The sequence below is a fragment of the Streptomyces sp. MGP-BFMKR1 genome (assembly GCF_057766585.1).
The window spans coordinates 6211312-6236051 of record NZ_CM173408.1 but is presented as its reverse complement, the minus strand read 5'-3'; the positions used below and the strand labels follow the sequence as shown (position 1 = coordinate 6236051).

General features: G+C 74.2%; 23 protein-coding genes and 2 tRNA genes. 6 read left to right on the top strand and 19 right to left on the bottom strand.

Annotation, left to right across the window (positions count from 1 at the left end):
* Positions 1-103: 103 nt before the first annotated feature.
* From AC3CHW_RS24855 to AC3CHW_RS24845, 3 genes are all read right to left on the bottom strand, one after another.
* Positions 104-772, bottom strand: a complete 669-nt coding sequence (locus AC3CHW_RS24855; protein WP_488467958.1) for a GerMN domain-containing protein — start codon at positions 770-772, stop codon at positions 104-106.
* The gene (locus AC3CHW_RS24850; protein ID WP_488467957.1) at positions 769-2424 is read right to left on the bottom strand and encodes an ATP-binding protein; all 1656 of its coding nucleotides are present in this window, start codon (positions 2422-2424) and stop codon (positions 769-771) included. Before AC3CHW_RS24850 ends, AC3CHW_RS24855 begins: the two co-directional genes overlap by 4 nt.
* Before the next feature lie 166 nt (positions 2425-2590).
* Positions 2591-3286: a response regulator gene (locus tag AC3CHW_RS24845; protein ID WP_488467956.1), complete on the bottom strand. Its 696-nt coding sequence runs from the start codon at positions 3284-3286 to the stop codon at positions 2591-2593.
* Positions 3287-3420: 134 nt separating this feature from the next.
* On the opposite strand from AC3CHW_RS24845, the gene AC3CHW_RS24840 reads away from it, so the two are divergent.
* Genes AC3CHW_RS24840 through AC3CHW_RS24825 form a run of 4 tightly spaced genes read left to right on the top strand, consistent with a single transcriptional unit; the run spans position 3421 to position 7032 of the window.
* Entirely contained in the window at positions 3421-4077 is a 657-nt protein-coding gene (locus tag AC3CHW_RS24840) for a hypothetical protein (RefSeq protein ID WP_488467955.1), read from the top strand.
* Positions 4074-5150, top strand: coding sequence for a peptidoglycan-binding protein (locus AC3CHW_RS24835; protein WP_488467954.1), 1077 nt, complete (start codon positions 4074-4076; stop codon positions 5148-5150). Before AC3CHW_RS24840 ends, AC3CHW_RS24835 begins: the two co-directional genes overlap by 4 nt.
* Positions 5147-5842: an ABC transporter ATP-binding protein gene (locus tag AC3CHW_RS24830; protein ID WP_488467953.1), complete on the top strand. Its 696-nt coding sequence runs from the start codon at positions 5147-5149 to the stop codon at positions 5840-5842. The genes AC3CHW_RS24835 and AC3CHW_RS24830 overlap by 4 nt, the downstream gene beginning before the upstream one ends.
* Positions 5839-7032, top strand: a complete 1194-nt coding sequence (locus AC3CHW_RS24825; RefSeq protein WP_488467952.1) for an ABC transporter permease — start codon at positions 5839-5841, stop codon at positions 7030-7032. The genes AC3CHW_RS24830 and AC3CHW_RS24825 overlap by 4 nt, the downstream gene beginning before the upstream one ends.
* A gap of 76 nt (positions 7033-7108) precedes the next feature.
* On the opposite strand, the gene AC3CHW_RS24820 is transcribed toward AC3CHW_RS24825, so the two are convergent.
* From AC3CHW_RS24820 to AC3CHW_RS24775, 10 genes are all read right to left on the bottom strand, one after another.
* A tRNA-Ala gene (locus AC3CHW_RS24820) sits at positions 7109-7181 on the bottom strand.
* Between the two features lie 97 nt (positions 7182-7278).
* Complete coding sequence (locus AC3CHW_RS24815) at positions 7279-7512, bottom strand: hypothetical protein (RefSeq protein WP_176161576.1); 234 nt, start codon at positions 7510-7512, stop codon at positions 7279-7281.
* 3 nt (positions 7513-7515) lie between these two features.
* Entirely contained in the window at positions 7516-7776 is a 261-nt protein-coding gene (locus AC3CHW_RS24810) for a hypothetical protein (protein ID WP_488467951.1), read from the bottom strand.
* A 632-nt stretch (positions 7777-8408) separates the two neighbouring features.
* Positions 8409-8481, bottom strand: a tRNA-Ala gene (locus AC3CHW_RS24805).
* 140 nt (positions 8482-8621) lie between these two features.
* Complete coding sequence (locus AC3CHW_RS24800) at positions 8622-9275, bottom strand: histidine phosphatase family protein (RefSeq protein ID WP_187061956.1); 654 nt, start codon at positions 9273-9275, stop codon at positions 8622-8624.
* Positions 9272-9724 (bottom strand): ribosome silencing factor, encoded by a 453-nt coding sequence (gene rsfS / locus AC3CHW_RS24795; RefSeq protein WP_398607225.1) that lies wholly within the window; start codon positions 9722-9724, stop codon positions 9272-9274. Before rsfS ends, AC3CHW_RS24800 begins: the two co-directional genes overlap by 4 nt.
* Positions 9725-9897: 173 nt before the next feature.
* Complete coding sequence (locus AC3CHW_RS24790) at positions 9898-12150, bottom strand: LCP family protein (protein ID WP_488467950.1); 2253 nt, start codon at positions 12148-12150, stop codon at positions 9898-9900.
* A 10-nt stretch (positions 12151-12160) separates the two neighbouring features.
* Positions 12161-12772 (bottom strand): nicotinate-nucleotide adenylyltransferase, encoded by a 612-nt coding sequence (nadD, locus tag AC3CHW_RS24785; protein ID WP_176161579.1) that lies wholly within the window; start codon positions 12770-12772, stop codon positions 12161-12163.
* A 43-nt stretch (positions 12773-12815) separates the two neighbouring features.
* Positions 12816-12986: a hypothetical protein gene (locus AC3CHW_RS24780; protein ID WP_359325678.1), complete on the bottom strand. Its 171-nt coding sequence runs from the start codon at positions 12984-12986 to the stop codon at positions 12816-12818.
* Between the two features lie 160 nt (positions 12987-13146).
* The gene (locus tag AC3CHW_RS24775; RefSeq protein WP_398607227.1) at positions 13147-13341 is read right to left on the bottom strand and encodes a hypothetical protein; all 195 of its coding nucleotides are present in this window, start codon (positions 13339-13341) and stop codon (positions 13147-13149) included.
* 94 nt (positions 13342-13435) lie between these two features.
* Between AC3CHW_RS24775 and AC3CHW_RS24770 the strand changes: the two genes are divergently transcribed.
* Positions 13436-14641, top strand: coding sequence for a M48 family metallopeptidase (locus AC3CHW_RS24770; protein WP_488467949.1), 1206 nt, complete (start codon positions 13436-13438; stop codon positions 14639-14641).
* Positions 14642-14747: 106 nt separating this feature from the next.
* Here AC3CHW_RS24770 and AC3CHW_RS24765 read toward each other — a convergent pair whose 3' ends face one another.
* The 5 genes from AC3CHW_RS24765 to proB all read right to left on the bottom strand — a co-directional run bounded on the left by AC3CHW_RS24765 (position 14748) and on the right by proB (position 20251).
* Positions 14748-15917 carry an SCO2583 family membrane protein gene (locus AC3CHW_RS24765; RefSeq protein ID WP_488467948.1) on the bottom strand — a complete coding sequence of 390 codons (1170 nt, stop codon included), beginning with the start codon at positions 15915-15917 and terminating at the stop codon, positions 14748-14750.
* Positions 15918-15992: 75 nt separating this feature from the next.
* A complete protein-coding gene (locus AC3CHW_RS24760; RefSeq protein WP_398607230.1) occupies positions 15993-16802 on the bottom strand; it encodes an SCO2584 family spore wall biosynthesis protein in 810 nt (269 codons plus the stop codon).
* A gap of 170 nt (positions 16803-16972) precedes the next feature.
* A complete protein-coding gene (locus AC3CHW_RS24755) occupies positions 16973-18256 on the bottom strand; it encodes a glutamate-5-semialdehyde dehydrogenase (protein ID WP_488467947.1) in 1284 nt (427 codons plus the stop codon).
* A gap of 160 nt (positions 18257-18416) precedes the next feature.
* Positions 18417-18932 carry a hypothetical protein gene (locus AC3CHW_RS24750; RefSeq protein WP_176161583.1) on the bottom strand — a complete coding sequence of 172 codons (516 nt, stop codon included), beginning with the start codon at positions 18930-18932 and terminating at the stop codon, positions 18417-18419.
* Positions 18933-19147: 215 nt separating this feature from the next.
* Positions 19148-20251: a glutamate 5-kinase gene (gene proB, locus AC3CHW_RS24745; RefSeq protein WP_176166040.1), complete on the bottom strand. Its 1104-nt coding sequence runs from the start codon at positions 20249-20251 to the stop codon at positions 19148-19150.
* A 763-nt stretch (positions 20252-21014) separates the two neighbouring features.
* On the opposite strand from proB, the gene AC3CHW_RS24740 reads away from it, so the two are divergent.
* The gene (locus AC3CHW_RS24740; protein ID WP_488467946.1) at positions 21015-23129 is read left to right on the top strand and encodes a hypothetical protein; all 2115 of its coding nucleotides are present in this window, start codon (positions 21015-21017) and stop codon (positions 23127-23129) included.
* Between the two features lie 141 nt (positions 23130-23270).
* Here the strand turns inward: AC3CHW_RS24740 and obgE are convergent, their stop codons facing one another.
* Positions 23271-24707, bottom strand: a complete 1437-nt coding sequence (obgE, locus tag AC3CHW_RS24735; RefSeq protein WP_176161585.1) for a GTPase ObgE — start codon at positions 24705-24707, stop codon at positions 23271-23273.
* Positions 24708-24740 lie beyond the last annotated feature (33 nt).

The following is a 24740-nucleotide window of genomic DNA, read 5'->3' as shown; positions in this document are numbered from 1 at the left end:
CCACCCGCGACCGACCGGCCGGCCCGCGGCCCGTCACCCGCCGTGGGCCCGACGCCGCACGCCCGCGACGTCCGCCCCCACGGCCCGGCGCGCCGGGTGCCGCTCAGCCGTTGCGGAACTCCGCGCACCGGTAGGGGCCCAGCGGATCGCCGTCGGACGGGCGGATGGTGACCTCGACGTCGTCGGTCCTGATCTTGGGCTCGAGCACGGCCTGGGCGCGCGCCATGGTGCACACCAACTGCCCGGTACCCAGGTCACGCCCGTCCGCCGGGTAGGGACCCTCGTAGCGCACGGTGACCCGCGACCCCGAACCGGTCGCCGAGGCTCCGCTGAGGTGGACGAGCGAGGTGAGTCCGTCGCGCTGCTCGGCGGCGGGCGGGCCCTGGGCGAGCAGCTTGATCACCGAGTTCAGCTCGGTGATCTCCCGGTCGAGCAGCGGCACCGCGCGCAGCCCGCCCTCGGACGCGTAGTACAACCGCATCCCGCGCGTCAGCCCGGACGCGGGCTCGCCGGCGTCCACCACGCCGGTCGGCTGGACGCCGCAGCTCACCAGCCCGAGCACCAGACCGAGGCCGAGCCCCAGCCCGAGCGCCCGAGCCGGCCCCAGCCCCGGCCCCCGCCGCCGCGACAGCAGCCGCCCGCGGCCTCGCGGAGCGCGCTGCGGCGCGGTGCCAATCCCCGACGCGGCGCCGGTCCCCGATGCGGTGCTCATTTCCGGCGCGGCGTCGGTCCCCGATACGGCGATGCCCGCGCGCCCTCGCCCGCTGCTCACTCGGCCGCCCCCTCCGTAGCTCCCGCGTGCCCCGTACGCCCCGCACATCCCGTACGTCGCGCGCCGCTCGGGCGCTCCGTCTCCTCCGTACGCTCCGCGTCTGCCGCGCGTCGCAGCGGCAGCCGCAGCGTGAAGACCGCACCGCACGGCGGTCCGCCGCCCCCCGCGCCCCGGCCGGCCCCCGTGCCCCGGCCGACCCCGACCGCCACGTCCGCCCCATCCACCCCAGCCGCCGTGTCAGGCGCATCCGCCACCTCGATGGTTCCGCCGTGCAGGCGCGCGTTCTCCAGGGCGATGGCCATGCCCAGGCCGCTGCCCTGGCCGCTCGCGTCGGCCGCGCCGCGCGTGCGGGCCGCGTCCGCCTTGTAGAAGCGGTCGAAGACCCGCTCCCGGGCCCGCGGTGGCAGCCCGGGCCCGTGGTCGGCGACCGTGAGGGTCACCCATTCCCCGTCCGCCGCGCCGTCCGTGGCGAGGGTCACGATCACCGGCGGGGCCCCGTGCCGCAGCGCGTTGCCGACCAGGTTGGCGACGATCACGTCGACGCGACGCCGGTCGACCACCGCCCGCACGCCCTCGTCGAGGCGCGTGTGCACCCGGTCCGTCCAGCCGCGCAGGGCCAGCGTGGCCCGTACGGTCTCGGCGAGGTCGGTCTCGGCCGCGTTCAGGTGCGCGGCCTTCGCGTCGAAGCGGGAGATCTCCATCAGGTCCTCGACCAGCCGGGACAGCCGGGCCGTCTCCGCGCCGACGGTGCGGGCCGCCCGCGCCACGTCCGGGGGAAGCTGGTCGGCGTCCTCCTCCAGGACCGTCGCCACCATCGTCATGGCCGCGAGCGGGGTCCGCAGTTCGTGCGAGACGTCCGCCACGAAGCGGCGCGCCTTGGCCTCCTGCTCGCGCAGTTCCGCGTCCGACGCCTGGAGCGCGTCGGCGGTCTCGTTGAAGGTGCGGGCCAGGTCGGCGAGTTCGTCGTGCCCCCGAACGGCGACCCGGCTCCCCAGGTCGCCCGCCGCCAGCCCACGGGTGGCCCGGCCGAGCTTGCGCACCGGGCGCAGGACCGTGCCCGCGGCCAGCAGCGCCAGCAGCGCGGCCAGCACCACCACCGGCACGATGCCCGCCCGCACCGAGTCCAGCAGCGCGGCCGTGTCGTCCCGCTCGGCCCGCAGGTCGGCGACGGCGAAGACCTCAAGCCCCGAGGTACGGCGGTCGCCGTCGGCGTACCGCACGGGCATGCCGACAACCAGGTACGGTTCGCCGCGCCAGACCACGCGCTGGAACTGGGCCTGCTCACCGGCGCGCACGGCGGCCCGCAGCTCGGCGGTGATCCGGCCGGCCGTCTCGGCGCGCGCGTCGGAGACGGCGACCAGGTCCTGGTAGCGGGCGACCACGGGCCGGGAGCCGATGCCCTCCGAGACCCGGGCCGCGAACCGGGACAGCGACCGCTGGTCGGGCGGTACGTCGAAGTCGGCGGCGACGGCGCTGGCCCGCTCGCGGAGGTCGCTCACGGCCGCGCTCTGGGCCCGCTGCAACACGGCGGTGCGCGCGTCCCGGTAGGCGAGGGCGGTCGCGGTCGCCGCGCTGATGAGCGTGGCCAGGACAAACGTGACGACGAGCCGGGTACGCAACCCGCCGACGAGCCGACGGGAGCGCCCCTTCACTCCCCCACCCCTCACCCGTCTCACCACCCGCCTCACAGCACGCCACCCACCGGCGCCCCGACACCCCAAGCCCGCGCCCCGACGGCAGCCCGAATCCCGACGACAGCCCGGCACCCGGCGGCAGCCCGAATCCCGACAGCAGCCCGCGGCCCGCCGACAGCCCCGTTCACAGCGGCCCGAAGCGGTAGCCGAAGCCGCGCACCGTCTGGATGTACCGCGGCTTGGCCGGCACGTCCTCCAGCTTGGCCCGCAGCCGTCCGACCGCGGCGTCCACCAGCCGGGAGTCGCCCAGGAACGTGTGGTCCCAGACCGACTCCAGGAGTTGTTCCCGGCTGAACACCCGGCAGGGGGAGGCCGACAACTCCAGGAGCAGCCGCAGCTCGGTGGGGGGCAGCGCGAGCCGCACCCCGTGTTTGGTGACGGTCAGGCCGGCGCGGTCGATCACCAGCCCCGCGAGGTCGGTGCCCGCCTGCCGCACCGCCCCGGACGGCTCCGCGCGCCGCAGCGCGGCCCGGATGCGGGCCTCCAGGACGGGCGCGGTGACCGGCTTGACCACGTAGTCGTCGGCGCCCGCCTCCAGGCCGGCCACGATGTCCTGGTCGTCGCCGCGCGCGGTCAGCATGATGACCGGCAGCACGGCGGTCCTGGCGCGGATGCGGCGGCACACCTCGAAGCCGTCCAGGCCCGGCAGCATCAGGTCGAGCACGGCCAACTCGATCCGCCCGCCGCCCGGGCCGTCCAGCAGGGCGAGGGCCTCCTCACCGGTGGCGGCCACGTCGACGTCGTACCCGTGCCGGCGCAGCACGAGCTCCATTCCGTCCCGTACGGACGCGTCGTCCTCGATGAGCAGCACGTGCGGCATGCGGATGATTATGAGCGTGCGAGGGGCCGGTCCGCCGCCCCGGACGGCGGCGGATGTGCAGGTCGGGGGCATTGTTACGTTCTCATCATGTGGCCATGGAACGGCCATCACGTGCCCTGCCGAGGGTTACGGCCATGAGTTCCCCAACGATCTCCCCGAGCCCGACCCGACTGCGGCTGGCCGCGCTCGTCGCGGCCCCCGTGCTCGCCCTCTCGGTGGCGTGCGGCGGCGACGACTCCGGCGGCGCGCGGTCGAGCGACGACATCGCCTCGGTGCCGCAGGCCCCGTCGGCCTCGCAGTCCACACCGGAGACGCGGGGCACGCGCGCCCCGGACAGCCGGACCGCCGGCAAGAGCGCCTTCTACGACGCGCAGTTGGCGTACGTCCAGTGCATGCGCGCCAAGGGCGGCTATCCGGACTTCCCCGACCCCAAGCTCAGCGGCTACCTCGACTGGAAGAAGGTCAACGCGATCGGCTCCCAACCCGGCCGCAACGAGGGCATCAAGGGCGGCAAGAACGGCGTCTGCGTCCCCGAACTCCGGAAGACCATGACGGCCGAGCCCAAGCGCGACCAGCAGAAGGACTACGAGTCGATGCTCGCGCACGCCAAGTGCATGCGGGACAACGGCGTCTCCCGGTTCACCAACCCGACCATGAGTGGCGGCAACGCCCAGCCCGGCGGCGACCCGAACCCCGGCTCCCCGGTCATCGACATCGAGTCGCCGGCGTACGAACAGGCCCGCGAGGCGTGTAAGGGCAAGCTGCTCGAGGGCCTGGACGGCATGCAGTGAGGCGCGGCACCGCGATCCGCGCGTGCGGCGCGGTGGCCGTCGTCGCCGCCGCGGCCGGGGGCGCCTGGTTCCTCGGCGACGGGGGTGACGCCGACGCCCCGGGGCGCGGCGGCGACCTGCCGCCCGCCACCGCCACCGTCGTGCGCACCGACCTCGTGCGGGCCAAGACCGTCGACGGCACGCTCGACTTCGCCCAGCGCCGCCCCGTCAAGTCCGCCGTCGACGGCACCGTGACGGTGGCCGCCGTCCAGGGCGCGTCACTGTCCCAGGGCCAGGCGCTGTACGAGCTGGACGACAAGCCGGTCACGCTGCTGTACGGGCCGGCCCCGATGTTCCGTGAGATGAGGGTCGGCGACCGGGGCACCGACGTGCTGCAACTGGAGCGCAACCTCCGCGACTTGGGGTTCGGCGCCGGCCTGTACATCGATCCGCGGTACGACGAGGACACCGAGGCCGCCGTCAAGCGGTGGCAGAAGTCCCTGAACCGCGCCCCCACCGGCCGGGTCGGCCGGGGCGACGTCGTCTTCCAGCCCGGCCGGGTCAAGGTGGTCGCGGCCGACGCGGCACTCGCCGACCAGGTCGGCCCGGGCGACCCGGTCCTCACGGTCGCCTCCACCAGACCCGTCGTACGGGCCGAGTTGGAGCTGGGCGACGGCGCTCTCACCGCCCGCGACACCAAGGTCGAGGTCACCCTGCCGAGCGGCAGGACCGTGCCCGGCCGGGTCGCCGGGACGGTGCGCCCCGAGACCTCCGCCGCCGAGGGCGACGCGGCCGAGGAGGGCATCACGGTCGAGGTGGTCCTGGACGGTGGTTCGGCGGTCGCGTCGGGCGAGGACACCAGGGCGTCGGCGAGCGTGAGATTCGTCAGCGAGGCTCACGAGGACGTCCTCGCCGTCCCCGTAGAGGCCGTCATCGCCCTGCGCGGCGCGGACGGCGGCTACGGACTCCAGGTCGTACGGGACGACACCAGCACCGTGGTGCGGGTGGAGACGGGCATGACGGCCGACGGGCAGATCGAGGTCAGCGGCCCGGACGTGCGCGAGGGCATGCGGGTCGGAGTGGCGAAGCCATGACGCCGGTGATCGAACTGCGCGACGCCAGCAAGGCGTACCCCGGCGGCGTGCACGCGCTGCGCGGCGTGAACCTCACCGTCGACGCGGGCGAGCTGCTGGCCGTCGTCGGCCCGTCCGGCTCCGGCAAGTCCACGTTGCTGCACGTCATCGGCACGCTCGACCGGCCCACCTCGGGCACCGTGCGGGTCGCCGGCTACGACGTGGCCACGCTCTCCGACTCCCGGCTCGCCGCGCTGCGCGCCCGCTACATCGGCTTCGTCTTCCAGCACTTCCACCTGTCGGCGGGGCGCGACGCGGTGGCCAACGTCGCCGACGGGCTGCTGTACGCGGGCGTACCACTACGGGAACGGCGCGCGCGGGCGCGCGAAGCGCTGGCCAGGGTGCGCCTCGACCACCGCTTCGAGCACCGGCCGCACGAGCTGTCGGGCGGCGAGAAGCAGCGCGTGGCCATCGCCCGCGCCCTGGTCGGCGAGCCCCGGCTGGTGCTGGCCGACGAGCCGACCGGGGCGCTCGACACGGCGTCCGGCGAGGTCGTCATGGACGTGCTGCGCGAGCTGAACGCGGCCGGCACCACCATCTGCGTCATCACCCACGACAACGAGATCGCGCACGCCCTGCCGCGCCGGGTGCGCTGCCGGGACGGCGAGATCGTCGCGGACTCGCGCACCCCGGCGGAAGGGGCCCGGCCATGACGAGGGACCTCAAGCCCGCCCGGCTGGCCCCACGGGACATCCTCCGCGTCGGCGCGGTCGGCCTGCGCGCGCGCCGCGCGCGGGTGGTGCTCTCGGCGCTCGGCATCGCCATCGGCATCGCGACCATGGTCGCGGTCGTCGGCCTCGCCGAGTCGAGCCGCGCCGACCTGATGGCCCAGCTCGACCGGCTCGGCACCAACCTGCTCACGGCCGAGGCCGGCGACGACGTCACCGGGCGGGAGGTGAAGCTGCCGAAGAACGCGGTGGCGATGGTCGAGCGCATCGGCCCGGTGCGGCACGCCACGGCGACCGCCAACGTCGACGCGCGCGTACGCCGCAGCGACGTGGTCCCCCAGGAGCGCACCGCCGGCGTCACCACCCAGGCGGCCCGCCTCGACCTGCTGACCACCCTGGGCGGCGAGGTCGCCCGGGGCACCTGGCTGACCCCGGCCGGCGAGCGCCTGCCGACGACGGTGCTCGGCGCGGTGGCGGCGGAGCGGCTGGGCATCACCCGCACCGGTGAGGCGATCATGATGAACGAGACGCGCGTGGTCGTCGTCGGCATCCTCAAGCCGATCGAACTGGTCCCCACGCTGGACCGGGTGGCCATGGTCGGATTCCCCGCCGCCGAACGCCACTTCGGCTTCGACGGACACCCCAGCACCGTCTTCGAGCGCTCCACGGACGCCTCGGTCGAGGACGTACGGGCGGTCCTGGCCCGCACCGTCAACCCCGGCGACGAGTCGGTCGTCAAGGTCTCCCGCCCCTCGGACGCGCTGGCCGCCAGGGCCGCCACGAACGAGGGCCTGACCCACCTGATGCTGGGCCTGGGCGCGGTGGCCCTGCTGGTCGGTGGGGTCGGGGTGGCCAACACCATGGTCATCTCGGTCCTGGAACGCCGCCAGGAGATCGGCCTGCGCCGCTCGCTGGGCGCCACGCGCAACGCGATCCGACTCCAGTTCCTGACCGAGTCCCTGCTGCTTTCGGCGCTCGGCGGCGGCACGGGAGCGCTGCTCGGCGCGGCGGCCACGCACGGCTTCGCGCGGTCCCGGGGCTGGGCGACGGTCGTCCCGCCCTGGTCCCTGGCGGGCGGCCTGGCCGCCACGCTGGCGATCGGCGTGGTCGCGGGCCTGTACCCGGCGATCCGCGCCTCCCGTCTGCATCCGACGGTGGCGCTGAACTCGGCGTGAGACCAGGGGAAAACCAGAAGATCCCGTCCGATCGCATCGGACGGGATCTTGGGAACTCCACTGAAGGGTTCTTTTGTGGAGCTAAGGAGAATTGAACTCCTGACCTCCTGCATGCCATGCAGGCGCTCTACCAACTGAGCTATAGCCCCAAAGTGTTTCCCGCTTCGGTTTCCCTCGGCGGCATCGCCTACATTACACGGACCGGCTGGGCTTTCGCCAAATCGGTTCTCCGGGCGGCTGCCGCGGCTACGCCGTGGCGAACGAGTAGAACCGCTTCAGGGTGCAGTGCTCGTCCAGCAGACGCCCGTAGATCGGCTCGCCCTCAAGCTCGCGGTACGTCTCGATGGGGTCGCCTTTTATGATCAGCGCCCGCGCACACTCGACGCACCAGTACTGATAGTCGGCGTTGAGCGGTTCCATGTCACGGACGATCGGCGTCCCGCTGCCACACCAGTCGCATTTCCGGCTGTGCGCACCCATCAATCAGCTCCAGCTATGACCGCAGGACGTGCACACATAGGAGATCCCGCCGTTGTCACCCAGCACCTGCGCCACGTGCGCCGAGCCGCAGGCCGGACACTGCAACACCGTGACGTCCCTCGTCGACCGCGGCCCGTCGGGCATCGCACCACAGGGACCGACGGGGTACGTAACGCGCGGTGCGTACTCCAGCAGCCAGTCATATCCCTGTGCTTCGGCGATCTCCAGCAGGTCGTTGACCTCCTCCAGGACGCTGGTCGGCATCGCACCGCCCCTCCCATCGGCACCGTCCCCTCGCGGCGATCTCGATTCTGTCATGCGAAGGCGTGCGGGTCAGCGCCTGGTCACAGCGCGATCTTCGCCGCACCCGCGCCCAGCCCCCGCGAACCGATTCCCCCCGCCGCCCACCTGACGCCCCGCCACCCCCCGGGCACCACCCCGCCCTTGCCCCCACGCCGAGCCCCAAGCCCACCCCCACCGACGAGCCCGAGCCCCCCACCACGCCCCCGAGCCCACCCCCACCAGCCAAGCCACCCGCCCGACCGCGCCGACGCCCCCATCCCCCGCCACAACAAAGCCGAGCACTCGCACCGACGAAGCCGCGCACCCCGACAACGAACCCACCCGACCCGCTACCCCGCAACCGAGCACTCCGCGCCGGCGAAGCCGCGCACCCTCACCCCCGCGCCGGCGCAACCGCGCACCCCCCGCCCCGCGCCGGCGAAGCCGCGCACCCGCGATGGCGAAGCCGAGCCCCCGGCTCCCCCACTCCGAGGAGGGCGCCCCGTGGGGGCCGCGGGTGGCGAAGCCCCCGCCCCGCGAGGCGAAGCCGAGCAGAAACGACGAAGGCGACCCGGTCCGCGCTTTCCGCGGACATGGGTCGCCTATCGCCTTCGTGGAGCTAAGGAGAATTGAACTCCTGACCTCCTGCATGCCATGCAGGCGCTCTACCAACTGAGCTATAGCCCCGCTGTTCCGTCTCGGAGGTGAACCCATCGGGTGGGGCTCACTTCCGTGCCGTGAACGAGTAGAACTCTAACCCGTGACCTGGCCGAATGTGAAATCCGGGGGCGGCGGTGGGGCTGGGCCGCGCTGGTCGGGGCCTGGGCTCAGTCGTCGTCGCCGAGGACGGGTTCGGGCAGGGTGCCCGCGTTGTGCTCCAGGAGGCGCCAGCCGCGCGCGCCCTCGCCGAGCACGGACCAGCAGCAGTTGGTGAGGCCGCCGAGGGACTCCCAGGTGTGCGGGTCCAGGCCGATGAGCCGGCCGATGGTGGTGCGGATGGTGCCGCCGTGGCTGACGACGACGAGGGTCCCGTCGTCGGGCAGCTTGTCGGCCATGGCCAACACGAACGGCGCGGCCCGGTCGGCCACCTCCGTCTCCAGCTCCCCGCCACCGCGCCGGACCGGTTCGCCGCGCTTCCACGCGGTGTACTGGTCGCCGAAGCGGGCCATGATCTCGTCGTGCGTGAGGCCCTGCCACTGGCCGGCGTACGTCTCGCGCAGCGCCGGGTCGTGGGTGACGTCGAGGCCGGTGAGGGCGGCCAGCTCGGCGGCGGTGGCGGCGGCCCGGCGCAGGTCGGAGGCGATGATCGCGTCCGGGTTGAGCGCCGCCAGGAGTCGGGCGGCGCGGCGGGCCTGGGCCACGCCGGTCTCGGTCAGCTCGATGTCCGTGGAGCCCTGGAAGCGGCGTTCGAGGTTCCACGCGGTCTGGCCGTGCCGCCACAGGACGATGCGGCGGCCACGGCCGCGCTCAGTGCCGGTCAGCGGAGCTCACCGTCCAGGTCGCCCTCGCCCTCGTCCGCCGCGGCCTGCGCCTTGGCGTGCTCGGCGCCCTTGCCCTGGGTGGCGACGGCGTCCGCGGGCAGTTCGAGCTGGGGGCAGTCCTTCCACAGCCGCTCGAGGGCGTAGAAGACGCGCTCCTCGCTGTGCTGGACGTGCACCACGATGTCGACGTAGTCGAGCAGCACCCAGCGGGCGTCGCGGTCGCCCTCGCGGCGCACCGGCTTGGCGTCGAGCTCCTTGCTCAGCCGCTCCTCGATCTCGTCGACGATCGACTTGACCTGGCGGTCGTTGGGGGCCGAGGCGAGCAGGAAGGCGTCGGTGATGGCGAGCACGTCGCTGACGTCGTAGGCGATGATGTCGTGCGCGAGCTTGTCGGCCGCGGCCTGAGCGGCGGTCTTGATGAGCTCGGTGGAGCGGTCCGTGGCGGTCACAAGCAGGGCTTTCCGGTTGGTGGTAACCCCCGTGGTAGGACCGGGGGCGCGTGCCTCAAGGGTCTCACGCCGCACCGACACTTCCGCCAGCCCTTTACGCACCACGGCCCGGGCCCCGGCGCACCGCCGGGGCCCGGGCTCGGCTCTGGCCCGGTCCCGGGCCGTGGCGCCCCTCAGCCCTGCTGGCCCTTGAAGTCGCGGCCGAGGACGACCGTGACGTCGGCGTTGGCCGCGCCCTTGCCCTGGCGCACCGCGCTCTCCGGCAGCCCGAGCGTCGCGGCCACCTCCTTGGCCTGGCCGGCTTGTGCGGCGTCCGCGTAGCTGACGCGCGAGGTGGGCTCGGCGGGCCCTGTGCCGCCGCCGAGGACCGTGAAGCCGCCGTTGACCAGGGCGACCTGTGCCGCGCTCGCCTTCTGGTCGTCGCCCGTCGCGTCGCGCACGCTCACCCGTGCGGGGCTGTCGGCCGCGTCGTCCGGCTTCTTGACCGAGCCGCCGAGCACGTCCTTGACCACGTTCTCGGTGGCCTCCTCGCTGAGCGTGCCGTCGCTCTGCACGGCGAGCAGGTCGGTGGCGTACGAGCCGTCCTGGGCCCGCTGGGCGAGCCCGGCCAGCGAGGCGCCCAGTTGCTTCTCGGACAGCGAGGGGTCGGGGATCTGGGAGAGCTGCTCGACGGTGGTGGTGGCCTTCCCCGGGTCGGTGGAGACCTTCTTCAACACGGCCTCCATCACCTGACCGAACCGGGCGAGCTGCTTGGCCTGGTCCTCGCCCGGCTCCTGGTGGGTGGCGTACGCGACGGCGCCCTGGCCGCCGAGCTGCACGTCCTTACCGGGCCTGACCAGCGGGTCGTCGCCCTTCCTGGCGGCCGGAACGGTGACGTCGGCGTCGAGCGTGATCCCACCCACCAGCTCGACCAGGTTCTCCAGATAGGGCGTGTCCAGGCGCCAGGTGCCCTGGATCTCGGAGCCGAGCAGCGTGCTCAGGGCGTCCCTGGTGCCGCCCGCCCCCTCGTCCTCCACGGCGTTGCCGAGGGTGGTGGTGCCGTTCTCGCCGGCGACGGCGAGCGCGTTGGGCAGCAGGACGGTGCTGCCCTTCCTGGTCGTCTCGTTGTCCACCAGCAGCGCGCTGGAGCTGCCGCCGCCCTTGGTCTCGCGCAGGTGCACGACGATCACCTGGCGCTGCTGCGGGCCGCCCGCGGCGGCCTCGTCGTCCCCGCCGCTGGAGACGCCCGGCAGCTTGTCGGCGTACCAGAGGTAGCCCACGCCGCAGCCGGCGACGAGGGCGAGCGCGGCGATGAGACCGATCAGGCGGGTGCGCAGTTGCCGCTTGCGCCCGTCGCGCCGCTCCGAGCGGGTTTCGGCGAACTTCAGCCAGTCGATGACGTCTTCCGACTCCTCGTCCGGCTCCTCGATGAACGAGAACTGCTCGGTCCGGTAGTCGTCGTCCGCCCCGTCAGCGCCTTCCCGCCCCGGCGCGCTGCCGGCGGGCGCGGGCGGTGCCTGCCGCGCCTCGGCCTGCCGCGGCAGCCACGCGCCGTCGGCGGCCTGCCCGGCCTGGGCTCGCTCGGCCTGGGCTGGTCCCTGGTCGGCCCGGCCCTGGTCGGGTCGGGCCTGGTCGGGTCGGGCCTGGTCGGGCTGGCCCTGGCGTGGCACCCGGCGGTGGGTGGCCGTCTGGGGCGCGGGCCGGCCGTACGCGTCGTAGCCGTAGCCGTCCTGCGAGGGTGCCTGGGTCGCCTGGGGCGGCGCGTGCGAGGCCGTCGGCGCCGCGTGGCCGTGCCGGCCGGTCGGGTAGGGCTGGCCGGCCTCGGGCGACCGCGAGCCGTCGGGGCCCTGGCCCGGGTACGGCTGCGGCGCGCCGTAGGCGTCCGGGAACCCGTGCTGGCCCTGCGGGGCCTGGCCCTGCCCCGGGTACCGCTGGTGCTGGCCGCCGCCGTACGGGTCGTAGGACGCCGGCTGCCCCACGCCGGGCTGCTGCTGTCCGTACGCGTCACCGTGCGCCTGGCCGTGGCCCTGACCGTGGCGTGGGCCCTGGCCGGGCCCCTGTGTGCCGGGGCCGCCGTACGGGTCGTAGCCCTCGCCCTGCCCCTGCGGGTAGCCCTGCTGGTAACCCTGTTGTTGGCCCTGCGCCGGGTAGCCGGCCTGGCCGGGCTGGTGGGGCTGGTCGGGCTGCTGGTAGGCGTCGTAGCCGTAGCCCTGGGGTTGCTGCGGGTAGCCGCCCTGCTGGCCGTCGGCCTGCGAGTAGTCGCCCTGCTGGTAGCCGCCCTGCGGGTAACCACCGTCGGCGGGGTAGGAGGGCTGGTAGGGCGCCTGGTAGGAGGCGTCGGATGGGTACCCGGCGCCGGTGCCGTACGGGTCGCCCGGGGGGTGGGGGTCGTACGGTTGGTCCCCGGGCCAGTCGTCGGGAGGAGGCGGGTCCTGTCGGTCGTTCACCGGTGCCCCTTCAGCCGTCGTCGCGGTACAGCTCGCGCTTGTCGATGTAGCGCACCACGCCGTCGGGCACCAGGTACCAGACCGGATCGCCCTGCGCGACGCGTGCTCGGCAGTCCGTCGAGGAGATCGCCAGCGCCGGGACCTCGATCAGCGAGACGCCGCCCTCGGGCAGGCCCGCGTCCGTCAGTATGTGCCCCGGCCTGGTCACCCCGATGAAGTGCGCGAGCGAGAACAGGTCCGCCGCGTCGTGCCAGGTCAGGATCTGCGACAGGGCGTCGGCACCGGTGATGAAGAACAGGTCCGCGTCCGCGTTCTCGGCCCGCAGGTCGCGCAGGGTGTCCGCGGTGTACGTCTTGCCGCCGCGGTCGATGTCGATCCGGCTGACGGAGAACTGCGGGTTGGACGCGGTGGCGATCACCGTCATCAGGTAGCGGTCCTCGGCCGGGGACACCGTCTTGTGGCTCTTCTGCCACGGCTGTCCGGTCGGCACGAACACCACCTCGTCCAGGTGGAACTGCGCGGCCACCTCGCTGGCGGCGACCAGGTGTCCGTGGTGGATCGGGTCGAAGGTCCCGCCCATCACGCCGAGTCGCCGCTTCACGGACGCTGTCTGTTCTCCCATGCGTGCAGACCCTACTAAGCGCGCTCGTACCCCGGCGCCGAGGTCAGCGGTCCCGGTTGAAGCGCGTAGTGATCCACAGCAGCAGGAGCAGGACGAACAGGGCTCCGCCACCGGTCAGGTAGGGGTTGAGGCTGTCGTGCTTGCCACTGTGCTCGCCGCCGCCCTCGGAGGCGAGCGTGGCCAGGGTCGCGTGTGCGGTGTGGAATGCGGTCATCGTCAGCAGGACCTATCCGGGGGCGGTCCCCAGGCCACGCGGCTCGGGGAGGGTCGGGCAGAAGACTTCCGGCACATCGTATGCGGCGACCTCACGCAACCTCACGCCGACTCCGCACGTCTTGTCGACTGGCAGGCCCGGGGCGGGGTCCGACGGGGGCTCAGTCCTGCCCGCCCTGTCCCCGGTAGCCGCGCAGCAGGAACCAGGCGAGGAGGACGGCGCCCACCACCCCGACGACGATCACCGTGCGCAGGACGGGCCCCGCGCCGCCGCCGTGCGAGCCACGGCCGCCGGGGGTCGCGGTGGGGGTGGGGACGGCGAGGACGACGTCGTGCAGGCCAGTGAGGTAGTGCATCACTCCACGGTAGCCACGTCATCCGCACGTCCTAGGGTGGGGTGGGGCCAAGGGGCGTCAGGGGCCACGACCGGCAGTCACACGAGGGGGCACGATGAGCGACAGCAACACTCACGGGCACGAGCACGTACCGAGCCGCGAGCGCAGGCGATTCCCCGGGATCTCCTCCCGCGCCTACGAGCACCCCGCCGACCGGTCCGCGCTGGTGGCGCTGCGGAAGTTGAGCGGGTTCGACACCGTCTTCAAGACACTCAGCGGCCTGCTCCCCGAGCGCAGCCTGCGCCTGCTGTTCCTGTCCGACTCGGTGCGGGTGAGCGACCGCCAGTTCGCGCACCTCAACGACATGCTGCGGGACGCCTGTTACCTGCTGGACCTGGAGCGGGTCCCGCTGATGTACGTCCAGCAGGATCCGAACCCGAACGCCATGTGCATCGGGCTCGACGAGCCGATCATCGTGCTGACCACCGGCCTGGTAGAACTCCTCGACGAGGAGGAGATGCGGGCGGTCATCGGCCACGAGGTGGGGCACGCCCTGTCGGGGCACGCCGTGTACCGCACGATCCTGCTGTTCCTCACCAACTTCGCGACGAAGGTCGCCTGGATCCCGCTCGGCAACATCGCGGTGATGGCGATCGTGACGGCGCTGCGCGAGTGGTTCCGCAAGTCGGAGCTGTCGGCGGACCGGGCCGGGCTGCTCGTCGGCCAGGACCTCAGGGCGTCGATGCGCGGCCTGATGAAGCTGGCGGGCGGCAACCACCTGCACGAGATGAACGTGGACGCGTTCCTGGAGCAGGCCGAGGAGTACGAGGCCAGCGGCGACCTGCGCGACTCCGTGCTGAAGATCCTCAACGTGCTGCCCCGCACCCACCCGTTCGCCACCGTGCGGGCGGCCGAGCTGAAGAAGTGGGCGGCCAGCCGCGACTACCAGCGGATCATGGACGGCCACTACCCGCGTCGGGACGAGGACAAGGACACCTCGGTCAGCGAGTCGTTCAGGGAGTCGGCGAGCCACTACGCGGACACCGTGCGCAGCAGCAAGGACCCGCTGATGGGCCTGGTCCGGGACATCGCGGGCGGCGCCGGCGACCTCGGCGGCAAGCTGCGCGACAGGTTCACCGGCGGCGGCCGGGGCGGCGGCTCCGACGCCGGCGGCCCGGCCGGCGGCGAGGGACCCACCGGCGGCAGCGGCCCGACCGGCGACGGCCCGGCGGGCGGCAGCGGCCCGGCGGGCGACGGAAACGGCGACGGCCCCACGGGCGACGGCGGCCCCGGCCCGACGGGCGGCGACGCGACCCGCTAGGCGCCGTCGCGAGCGCGCGGCCCCGGCGGGCCCGCGCCGGGGCTCCACGGGCCCCGCGACGGCCCGCCCGGGACCCCGCACGGGCCTCCGCCGAACCAGCGCCGGGCTAGCGGCGGCCCGTGCCAGACGGCTGGGCGTCCGGCGCCAGCACGCCGCACAGCGAGTCGGTGGGGCGCCCGGTCGCGTACGGGTTCGTACCGGCCGAGGCGTCCGCTGGCGCGCGCTGCCCGGCGAAGAGCGGCTGGAGGTAGGTCGCGGCGTCCGTCGCGCACGCCTGCGGCCCGGCCTGTAGGGCGCTCTCCACGACCTCCACGTGGTGGTCGCGCAGGTCCTCCCGGTCGAAGCGGAGCCGGGCCTCGCGCCGCACCGTGAACAGCGAGTGCGGCCCGGTGCCCGGCACGGTGACCGGCTCTGCCAGGCCCCGGCCGTCCCCGGTGCCGGCCGCGCCGGTGGCCGGGGAGTCCGTGCGCGGGGCGTGCGCCGCGGCGCGGCGTACGGCGTACACGTACGTGTGGTCGGCGACGACCTCCAGGGCCGTGGAGTTCACCTCGGTCACCCGCATGCTCCCCCGCACCCGCACCGGCTCCTTGGCCAGCGAGACGCGCTCCGGGTCGAAGCGCATCACCCAGCCGGTGGCCGCGTGCCGCCCGTCGTCGGCGGGGCGGGACAGGCTCTCGTCGAACTGGCCGAGCTGGTCCGGGTCGATCAGCATCCGGACCGCGCGGGCGTCGCCGCCGGCCAGCGTGTCCGCGTCGAGCGCGGAGTGCACCAGGAACTCCTTGGCCGTGCCGAGCGCCTCCCGCACCTGGTCGTCGGAGAAGTGCGCGGTGCGCTCCACCGCGGGCAGCGTGATGCCCTCGGCCCCGATGCGGAACTTCCGCGCCGGGCTGCTCGCGTACAGGTCGGCCGCGGCGCCGCCGGGCACCTCGCCGCGCGGGGTGAGCGGCACCAGCGTGCTGCGCAGCGGCTCGGCGGCGCGCGTCGTGGGCTTCTGGTACGGGCGTTGGATGCCCATGTAGACGGCGGTGGCGAAGGCGACGGCGATGAGCAGGACCAGGATGACGGCCTGCTGCGGCGAGCCGCGCTCGCGCCGGCGGGGGCCGCCCCGGCTGCGCACGGCCGGCGTGTGGTCGCCGATGCGCTCCTGGGCGGAGAACTCTTGCAGGGGGGCGGCGCGGACGAACGATTCGTCGAAGACGACGGAGCGGTACTCGTCGTCACCGCCTCCCGGGGCGCTCTCAGGTGTCCCCTCGGGAGGGTCTCCAGGCCCGGTCATATCACCAGAGTAGGCCGGCGGGGCGGTGGATAAACGTCCCGCGGCCATGACAAGTTCGGACGGAAGCGCACGCGGTCACGGGAGTCGGGGTGCGACGGCGGCCGGTGGCGGAGTGGGGTGGGCGGATTCGACGGCGTCGGCGGAGGCGGTGGGTCCGGGAGAGGCGATCGGCGGGTTCGGGAGGGCGGGTGCGTCGCGCGCGTCGCGTACGTCGGGCGGGTCGAGGTCCAGGAGTCGGGTGCCCGAACCCCGCCGCACCGTCTCGGAGTAGGACCCCTCCGACTCGTCGCCGGGCGCGCCCGGCGCGCCGTCCACCTCCGAGCTGGCCGGCGGCGGGCTGGGGTCCTGGCGGTTGCCGCCCCCGGACGCGCCCCGGTAGACGGCGGTGAAGGCCATGGCCACCACCCCGATGCCCATCAGGACGGCCAACACCCAGGCCACCGGGCGCTGCCAGTGCGCGTGGCCGCGGTAGGGGCGGCCCGCGTCGCCGTACTCGCCGTACGGGCCGAACTCCTCGTCCGCGTCGGGGTCACCCGCGTGGCCGTATCCGTACCGGCCGTCGTGGCGCGGGTCGTCGGGGTCGTGGCCGAACTCCCCGTCCGGCCCGTACCCCTCGTCGTAGGGATCGTCGTCGCGGGCGCCGCGGCGTCCGCCGCGGGTCGCCTCGGCCTCCGCGCGCGCCTGGGCGGCGGCCAGCATCCGCTCGACGGCGGAGGGTTCATGGACTTCGGCGGACCGCACGAAGTCCTCGTCGAAGACCACGGAGGCGAACGCGTCCCCCTCGCCCGCCGAGGGCGAGGTCGGACCCAGTTCGGCAGCCCCGTGGTGGTGGTCGTCGGGCTCGTCGCCGTCCGGGAACGGCTTGCCCCCCACGTCGTCCGGCACGCGTCCAGGTTAGCCCTGGGAGGTCGATTTGGGCAGGGCGGACGGAAAGTCCGGGGTATTCCGTCCGGAGCCGTTCGGGTGGCGGCCCGGCCGCGCGACGGCCGCGCCCCCGCCCCCGGGCCGCCGCGGCCCCGGCCCTGGCGCACGGCCGGACCGGGATCCGGAGGCGGTTACCGTACGTGTCCGTCGCCGGTGACGATGTACTTGGTCGAGGTCAGCTCCGGCAGCCCCATCGGCCCACGGGCGTGCAGCTTCTGGGTGGAGATGCCGATCTCGGCGCCGAACCCGAACTGGCTACCGTCGGTGAACCGGGTCGAGGCGTTGACGGCCACCGTCGTGGAATCCACCAACTGCGTGAACCGGCGGGCCGCGGCCTGCGCGGTGGTCACGATCGCCTCGGTGTGCCCGGAGGACCAGCGGCGGATGTGCGCGATCGCGGCGTCGAGCGAGGGCACGACGCCGGCCGCGATGTCGTACGAGAGGTACTCGGTGGCCCAGTCCTCGTCGGTGGCCTCCGTCACGGTGGCCGCGGACCCGGCGCGCTCGGCCGCCGCGCGTACCGCCGCGTCGCCGTGCACCGTCACGCCGGCCTTGGCGAGCGCGTCCAGCGCCCGCGGCAGGAACGCCTCCGCGATGTCCTGGTGCACCAGGAGGGTCTCGGCGGCGTTGCACACGCTGGGCCGCTGGGCCTTGGAGTTCAGCAGGATCTCCACGGCCGTGTCGAGGTCGGCCTCCGCGTCCACGTACACGTGGCAGTTGCCGGTACCGGTCTCGATGACCGGCACCGTGGACTGTTCCACGACGGTGCGGATCAGCGAGGCGCCGCCGCGCGGAATGAGCACGTCCACCAGGCCGCGCGCCCGCATCAACTCGCCGACCGCCTCCCGGCCCTCGCCCGGCACCAACTGCACCACGTCCGCGGGCAGCCCGGCCGAGGCGACGGCGTCGCGCACCACCGCGACGAGCGCGGTGTTGGAGCGGTACGCCGACGACGAGCCGCGCAGCAGCACCGCGTTGCCGGACTTGAGGCACAGCGCGGCGGCGTCCACGGTCACGTTGGGCCGGGCCTCGTAGATGATGCCGACCACCCCGAGCGGCACCCGGACCTGTCGCAGGTCGATGCCGTTCGGCAGGGTGGAGCCGCGCACCACCTCGCCCACCGGGTCGGGCAGCGTCACCACGTCCCGTACGTCGGAGGCGACGGCGGCCACCCGCTGGGGGGTCAGCGTCAGCCGGTCCACGAGGGCGTCGGAGGTGCCGGCCGCGCGGGCCCGCTCCACGTCCTCGGCGTTGGCCTCGATGATCTCGGTGGCCCGGGCGTCCAGCGCGTCGGCGATCGCGAGCAGCGCCGCGTCCTTGGCCGCGCGCGGCAGTGGCGCCAGCGTGGCGGCGGCCTCGCGGGCCCGGTGGGCGGACTGGACGACGGGGGACGGTGCGGATTCGCTGCTGCTCATGCGCGGCAGCCTAGCGGCGCCGCCGCGCGGGCCCCGGGCCATCTCGCCCTACGAAACGCCCGCCCGCCCCGCGCCCGCCCGCCGCCCTCGCCACCCCGGCGACTCCCGCCCGGGCGACTCCCGCCCGGGTCGGCGACGGCTCCCAGGGGCCCGGGGTGGCCTAGTACGGGTGCACGCCCACCGGCGTCGTCGGGGTCAGGCCGTGCCCCTGGGTGATGCGGTGGTGGTACGTCCCACGGTCAATGACCTCAAGCCCGACGATCTCCCAGGGCGGCAGCTTCGCCGTCGAGCGGTGCTCGCCCCACAGGCGCAGCGCGAGCGCCGCCGCGTCGTGCAGGTCGCGGGCCTCCTCCCAGTAGCGGATCTCCGCGTGGTCGCCCGCGTACCGGCTGGTCAGCAGGAAGGGGTGGTCGTGCGCCAGTTGTTCCAGGGCCTGCCGCACCTCGGGCAGCGGGACCACGGGACCGGAGACGCTCAGCGTGATGTGCCACATCCTGGTGGTCTCGCGCTCTCGCGGGGCCTGTCCGTCCGCCGCCGTCGCGCCGGCCTCCGTGGCCTCGCCCGCGTGCTGCTCCCCCGTGTTCACGCTGGTCAGTCTGCGTTCCTCGGTCATCGTCCGACGGGTTGGGGAGGCTCCCCCGCCCCGGGACTGCGCCACTGGGCGCCCTCGTCTCACCGGCGGCCTCCTGTTGCTCGCCGCTCCGCTCGCCCCCGAGCGAAGCCCTGTGGTGCTCGCTGGGAGACCGCCTTCCCCGTGCGGCCCCGTTCAACAAAGTTGACCAGCCCGCGGCGGGTGATGTGGCGGTTTTACGGAAGGTCCTCGGCGAAAGGTGGCTCTTTTGTCGCTTTCCCTTCGGTTCGCTTCGCCTCACAGTGCGCCGGTGACGCCCGTCAGGGGGCCAGCACGACCAGATCGTCGCGGTGCACGACCTCGCGCTCGTACGTCGGGCCCAGCTCGCGCGCCAGGTCCCGGGTCGAGCGGCCGATCAGCTTGGGCATCTCCCGGGCGTCGAAGTTGACGAGACCACGGGCCACCGGGCGGCCCGTGGCGTCCCGCAGCTCGACCGGGTCGCCCGCCGTGAACTCGCCCTCCACGGCGCTGATGCCGGCCGGCAGCAGCGAGGTGCGCCGGTCGACCACGGCCCGCACCGCCCCCTCGTCCAGCACCAGCGCCCCGCGCGGCGCGGAGGCGTGGGCCAGCCACAACAGGCGGCCGGTGGAGCGGCGGCCGGTGCGGTGGAAGAAGGTGCCGGTGGGCCGGCCGAGCAGCGCGTCGGCCGCCCGGCTCGCCGAGGTGAGCACGACCGGCACGCCGGCCGCCGCGGCGATCCGGGCGGCCTCCACCTTGGTCACCATGCCGCCGGTGCCCACGCCGGCCCGGCCCGCGCTGCCGATGGAGACGCCCTCCAGGTCGGCGGGGCCGGCGACCTCCGCGATCCGGGAGGTGCCGGGGGTGCTCGGGTCGCCGTCGTAGAGCCCGTCCACGTCCGAGAGCAGCACGAGCAGGTCGGCGCGGACCAGGTGGGCGACGAGCGCGGCGAGCCGGTCGTTGTCGCCGAACCGGATCTCGTCGGTGGCCACCGTGTCGTTCTCGTTCACCACCGGGATCGCGCCCATGGCCAGGAGCTGGTCCAGGGTCCGGTAGGCGTTCCGGTAGTGGGCGCGGCGGCTGGTGTCGTCGCTGGTCAGCAGCACCTGGCCGACCCGTCGCCCGTACCGCGCGAAGGAGGCGGTGTAGCGGGCCACCAGCAGGCCCTGGCCCACGCTGGCGGCGGCCTGTTGGCGGGCCAGGTCGCGGGGGCGGCGGTCGAGGCCGAGCGGCGCGAGGCCGGCCGCGATGGCGCCGGAGGAGACCAGCACGATCTCGCGGCGCTCGCCGTGCGCGGCGGCCAACACGTCCACCAGCGCGTCCACCCGGTCGGCGTCGAGCCCGCCCGCCGCGGTGGTCAGCGACGAGGAGCCGACCTTGACGACGATCCGGCGCGCGGAGGTCACCTCGTCGCGCGCCTCGCCGCCCGCCGGGCTCGCCCCCGCCTGATCGCCCGCCGACGTGCGCGCGCCCGCTCGCGCCGAGCCGTCCTGGCTTGCCACGGCCGTTGCCACCTGCCCCTCCGTACCGCACTCATCGCTGCCCACGTTCGTGGGCAATGTACGGCAGCGGGCGGTTCGGCCGGGCGGGCGTTCGCCAGCCGGACGGCCCGCGCACCGCCGCCGCGCCGGGCCGCTTCGCTCGACCGGGTGGCGCCGCGCGTACGCCCCGCCCGCGGGATCACGCCCTCGCCCGCGCCGCCGGCCGCCGGCCGGTCACTGGCTGCCGCCGCGCACCAGCTCCCGCTGCGGCTCGGATCCCGCCGGGGCCCGGCTCCCGTCGGACCCGGAGGCACGACCCGGGCGCCGCTTTCGGCCACTCCGCCGTGGGTCCGCGCCGGCCGGCTCCGCCGTCCGTTCGCCGCGCGGGGGCGGGCGTCCTACGGTGAGGGGGCGGCCGGTCTCGGGGCGGGGGCCGGGCGTGGGCCGACGCGCGCGCGGGCGGGTGGCGTGGCTCGATCATCCGTCGAACACCAGGCAATTGCCCTAGTTCGCGGCTCTCGTCCCCGCAGCGGATTGTCACCGGGCCTGGCCACGGCATACCGTCGGTGGTCAAACCGTATCCAGACGCTGTCGCTCAGGTGACGGCGCGTGGAACGGTCGGCCAACGTGTGGCCGTTTTGCTCGTTCCCCTCGTTTCCGTCGCTCTCCTCTGCCAGGAGCCCACCCCGTGCCCTCTGCCGGAATCGCCCCCCGCCGACTCGTCCAGTTGGCGGCACTGCTCGCGATGATGGTGTTCTTCACCACTCAGCTCATCGGCGCCCTGATCCCCAACGTGCCGCTCTTCATCGGCGCGTCCGCGGCGGGGCTCGCCCTCGACCTGTATCTCCAGCACAAGCAGCCGGGTCTGCTGTCGCTGTTGAGCAAGGTCCGCTTCGACGCCACGGTCCGGCAGTTGCTGCGCGACATGCTGATCATGGTCGGGCTGCTCCGGGTCGAAGGCGTCGACCCCACGCACGAGCAGGCGCCGCTCACCGTGGGACTGCTCGTCTTCTACATCGCGCACTTCGCCTGCCAGGCGATCGCGATCCTCATCAAGCGCCGGCGGCTGCTGCCGTTCGTGACCCGCAACATCGACGCGAGCGCCCTGCACCTGACCGCCGCGCCGCCGCGCCTGCTGGCCCGCCAGCCCGCCCGCCGGCTGCTGCGCTTCGCCGTGCCGGCCACCGCCGGCCTGCTCGCCACCGCGGCCACCGAGGACGCCGCCTGGGGCTGGGCCGGCCTCGGCATCGCGCTCGCCCTCTCGCTCGGCAGCGTCGCCTGGCTGAGCACCTGGCTGCTGCCGCGCAAGCGGGCCGTGGGCGAGCAGCAGGCCCTGGAGTGGCTGGACCAGTGGCTGGCCGAGTACCAGCCCACGGTCGGCATGTACTTCTCGGGCGGCACCTCGTCCGCGTACCAGGCGAACATGTGGCTCTCCACGCTCGCCGCGCTCGACGGCAACCCGATCATCGTGCTCCGCGAGCGGTTCATGGTGCAGAAGATCGACGCCACGGACATCCCGATCGTGTGCATCCCCAAGGTCGTCCACCTGATGCGGCTCGAACACAGCACGCTCAAGGTGCTGCTGCACCCGGCGAACTCCGGCAAGACCTCGCAGGTGCTGCGCATCCCCTCGATCAAGCACGCGTTCACCAACCACGGCGAGAGCGACAAGCTCTCCAGTTGCAACCCGTACGCGAAGGCGTACGACGAGGTGTGGGTGGCCGGGCCGGCCGCCCGCGAGCGCTACCAGCTCGCCGACATCGGCGTGGACGACCGGGACGTGGTCGAGGTCGGCCGCCCGCAGCTCGCCCCGATCGCCCCGTACGCCGGCGCCCCCACCGGCGCGTACACGCAGGTGCTGTACGCCCCCACGTGGGAGGGCTGGGACGGCAACCCGGGCAACACCTCGGTCATCCTCGCCGGCGAGAACATCGTCCGCGCGCTGCTGGCCGACCCCGGCGTGCGCCTGCTCTACAAGCCGCACCCGATGACGGGCTCCGTCGACCCGCGCGCGGGCCTGGCCAACGAGCGCATCAAGGCGATGATCGCCGAGGCCAACACCCGCCGCTCCGGCGCGCGGCCGGGCCCGGAGGCGGCGGCCGAGCTGGCGCGGCGCACCGAGGCCCTGCAGAGCGTGACCACGACCTCCTTCCGGCGCGACAGCGACGAACTGGAGCGGATGCTGCTCCAGGGCGCCCCGGACAGCGACCGGGCCGCCGCGGTGGACGCCGCCGTCGCCGCCTGGGAGGACGCCTTCTGGGCCTCGCTGCCGGAGTGGGAGCACCAGGTCATCACCGGCCCGCGACCGGCGATCTTCTCCTGCTTCAACCACGCCGACCTGCTGATCTCCGACGTCTCCAGCGTGGTCTCGGACTACCTGAGCAGCGAGAAGCCGTACGCCGTGGCCAACACCAGCGGGCTGTCCGAGGAGGAGTTCCGGGCCGGGTTCCCGACCGTGCGCGCCGCGGCGATCCTCACCCCGGAGGCGGACGGCGTGCCGGCGCTCCTCGACGCGGTACGCCACCCGGAGCGCGACCCGTACGCCGCCGAGCGCGCCGCGCTCAAGGTGCACCTGCTCGGCCCGTCCGACCCGCCGTCGATCGTGCGCTTCAACCAGGCGGCCCAGGCCCTGTGCGCCGAGGCCGACGCCCGCCGGGCCCGGGTGGCGGCGCGCGCCGCGCAGCCCACGGACGGCGACGCCGCCGCGGCCCTGGCGGCCGACGCGGACGACGGCCTGCCGGCCCTCGACCCGGCGCCGAGCGAGTCCGACGGCGCCAGCAGCGACACCACCGCCGGGGTCTGACCCCGGCCACCCGCCGGCCGGGTCACGGCCCGGCCGGCGGGGGCGCGGCGACCGCGCCGAACACGCGAAAGGCCCTGAGAAGCAGGCTGCTTCTCAGGGCCTTTCGGCTGAGCCGACCGGGAGCGCGCGGCTCCCGCCCGCTCAGAAGGGCTTGAACTGGTCGAACTCCTGGTCCGCCTCGTCCCGGGCCGCGTCGCGGTCCCGGCGGCGCTGAGCGGCCGGCCGGGGGGCCTCAAGACGGTGGTCCTCGCCACGGCGGCCGAGCATCTCCGCGCCCGCGGCCATGGTCGGCTCCCAGTCGAAGACGACGGCGTTCTCGTCCGCGCCGATGGCGACCCCGACGCCGGCCCGGGCGCCCGCCTTCAGCAGCGCGTCCTCCACGCCGAGCCGGTTGAGCCGGTCGGCCAGGTAGCCGACGGCCTCGTCGTTGTTGAAGTCCGTCTGGTGCACCCAGCGCTCCGGCTTCTCGCCGCGCACCCGGAACAGGTCGTCGCCCTCGGCGGTGACCGTGAAGCCGGCGTCGTCCACGGCCTTGGGCCGGATGACGATCCGCGTGGCCTCCTCCTTGGGCTTGGCCGCACGGGCCTCGGCGACGATGCCCGCGAGCGCGAAGGACAGCTCCTTCAGGCCCGTCCGCGAGACCGCGGAGACCTCGTACACCGGGTAGCCGCGGGCCTCCAGGTCGGGCCGGATGATGTCGGCGAGGTCCTTGCCGTCGGGGATGTCGACCTTGTTGAGGACGACGAGCCGCGGCCGGTTCTCCAGGCCGCCGTACGCGGCCAGCTCGGCCTCGATGGTGTCCAGGTCGCTCAGCGGGTCGCGCTCGGACTCCAGCGTGGCCGTGTCCAGCACGTGCACCAGGACCGAGCAGCGCTCCACGTGACGCAGGAACTCGAGGCCCAGGCCGCGGCCCTGGCTCGCGCCCGGGATCAGGCCGGGCACGTCGGCGATCGTGTAGACGGTGGCGCCGGCGGTCACCACGCCGAGGTTGGGCACCAGGGTGGTGAACGGGTAGTCGGCGATCTTGGGCTTGGCGGCCGACAGCACGGAGATCAGGGACGACTTGCCCGCGCTCGGGTAGCCGACCAGCGCCACGTCGGCGACGGTCTTCAGCTCCAGGACCACGTCCCCGGCGTGCCCGGGCTCGCCGAGCAGCGCGAAGCCGGGGGCCTTGCGTCGCGCGGAGGCCAGCGCCGCGTTCCCCAGGCCGCCCCGGCCGCCCTGCGCGGCCACGTACGTGGTGCCCTGGCCGACCAGGTCGGCCAGCACCTCGCCGTTCTTGTCGAGCACGACGGTGCCGTCGGGCACGGGCAGCACGAGGTCGCCGCCGTCCTTGCCGGAGCGGTTGCCGCCCTCGCCGGGCTTGCCGTTGGTGGCCTTGCGGTGCGGCGAGTGGTGGTAGTCGAGCAGCGTCGTGACCGACTGCTCGACGACCAGGATCACGTCACCGCCGCGTCCGCCGTTGCCGCCGTCGGGCCCGCCGAGCGGCTTGAACTTCTCGCGATGCACGGAGGCGCAGCCGTGGCCTCCGTTACCCGCGGCGACATGGAGTTCGACGCGGTCCACGAAGGTGGTCATGGGATGTGCCTCCAGTTACCTGCATACAAAGAT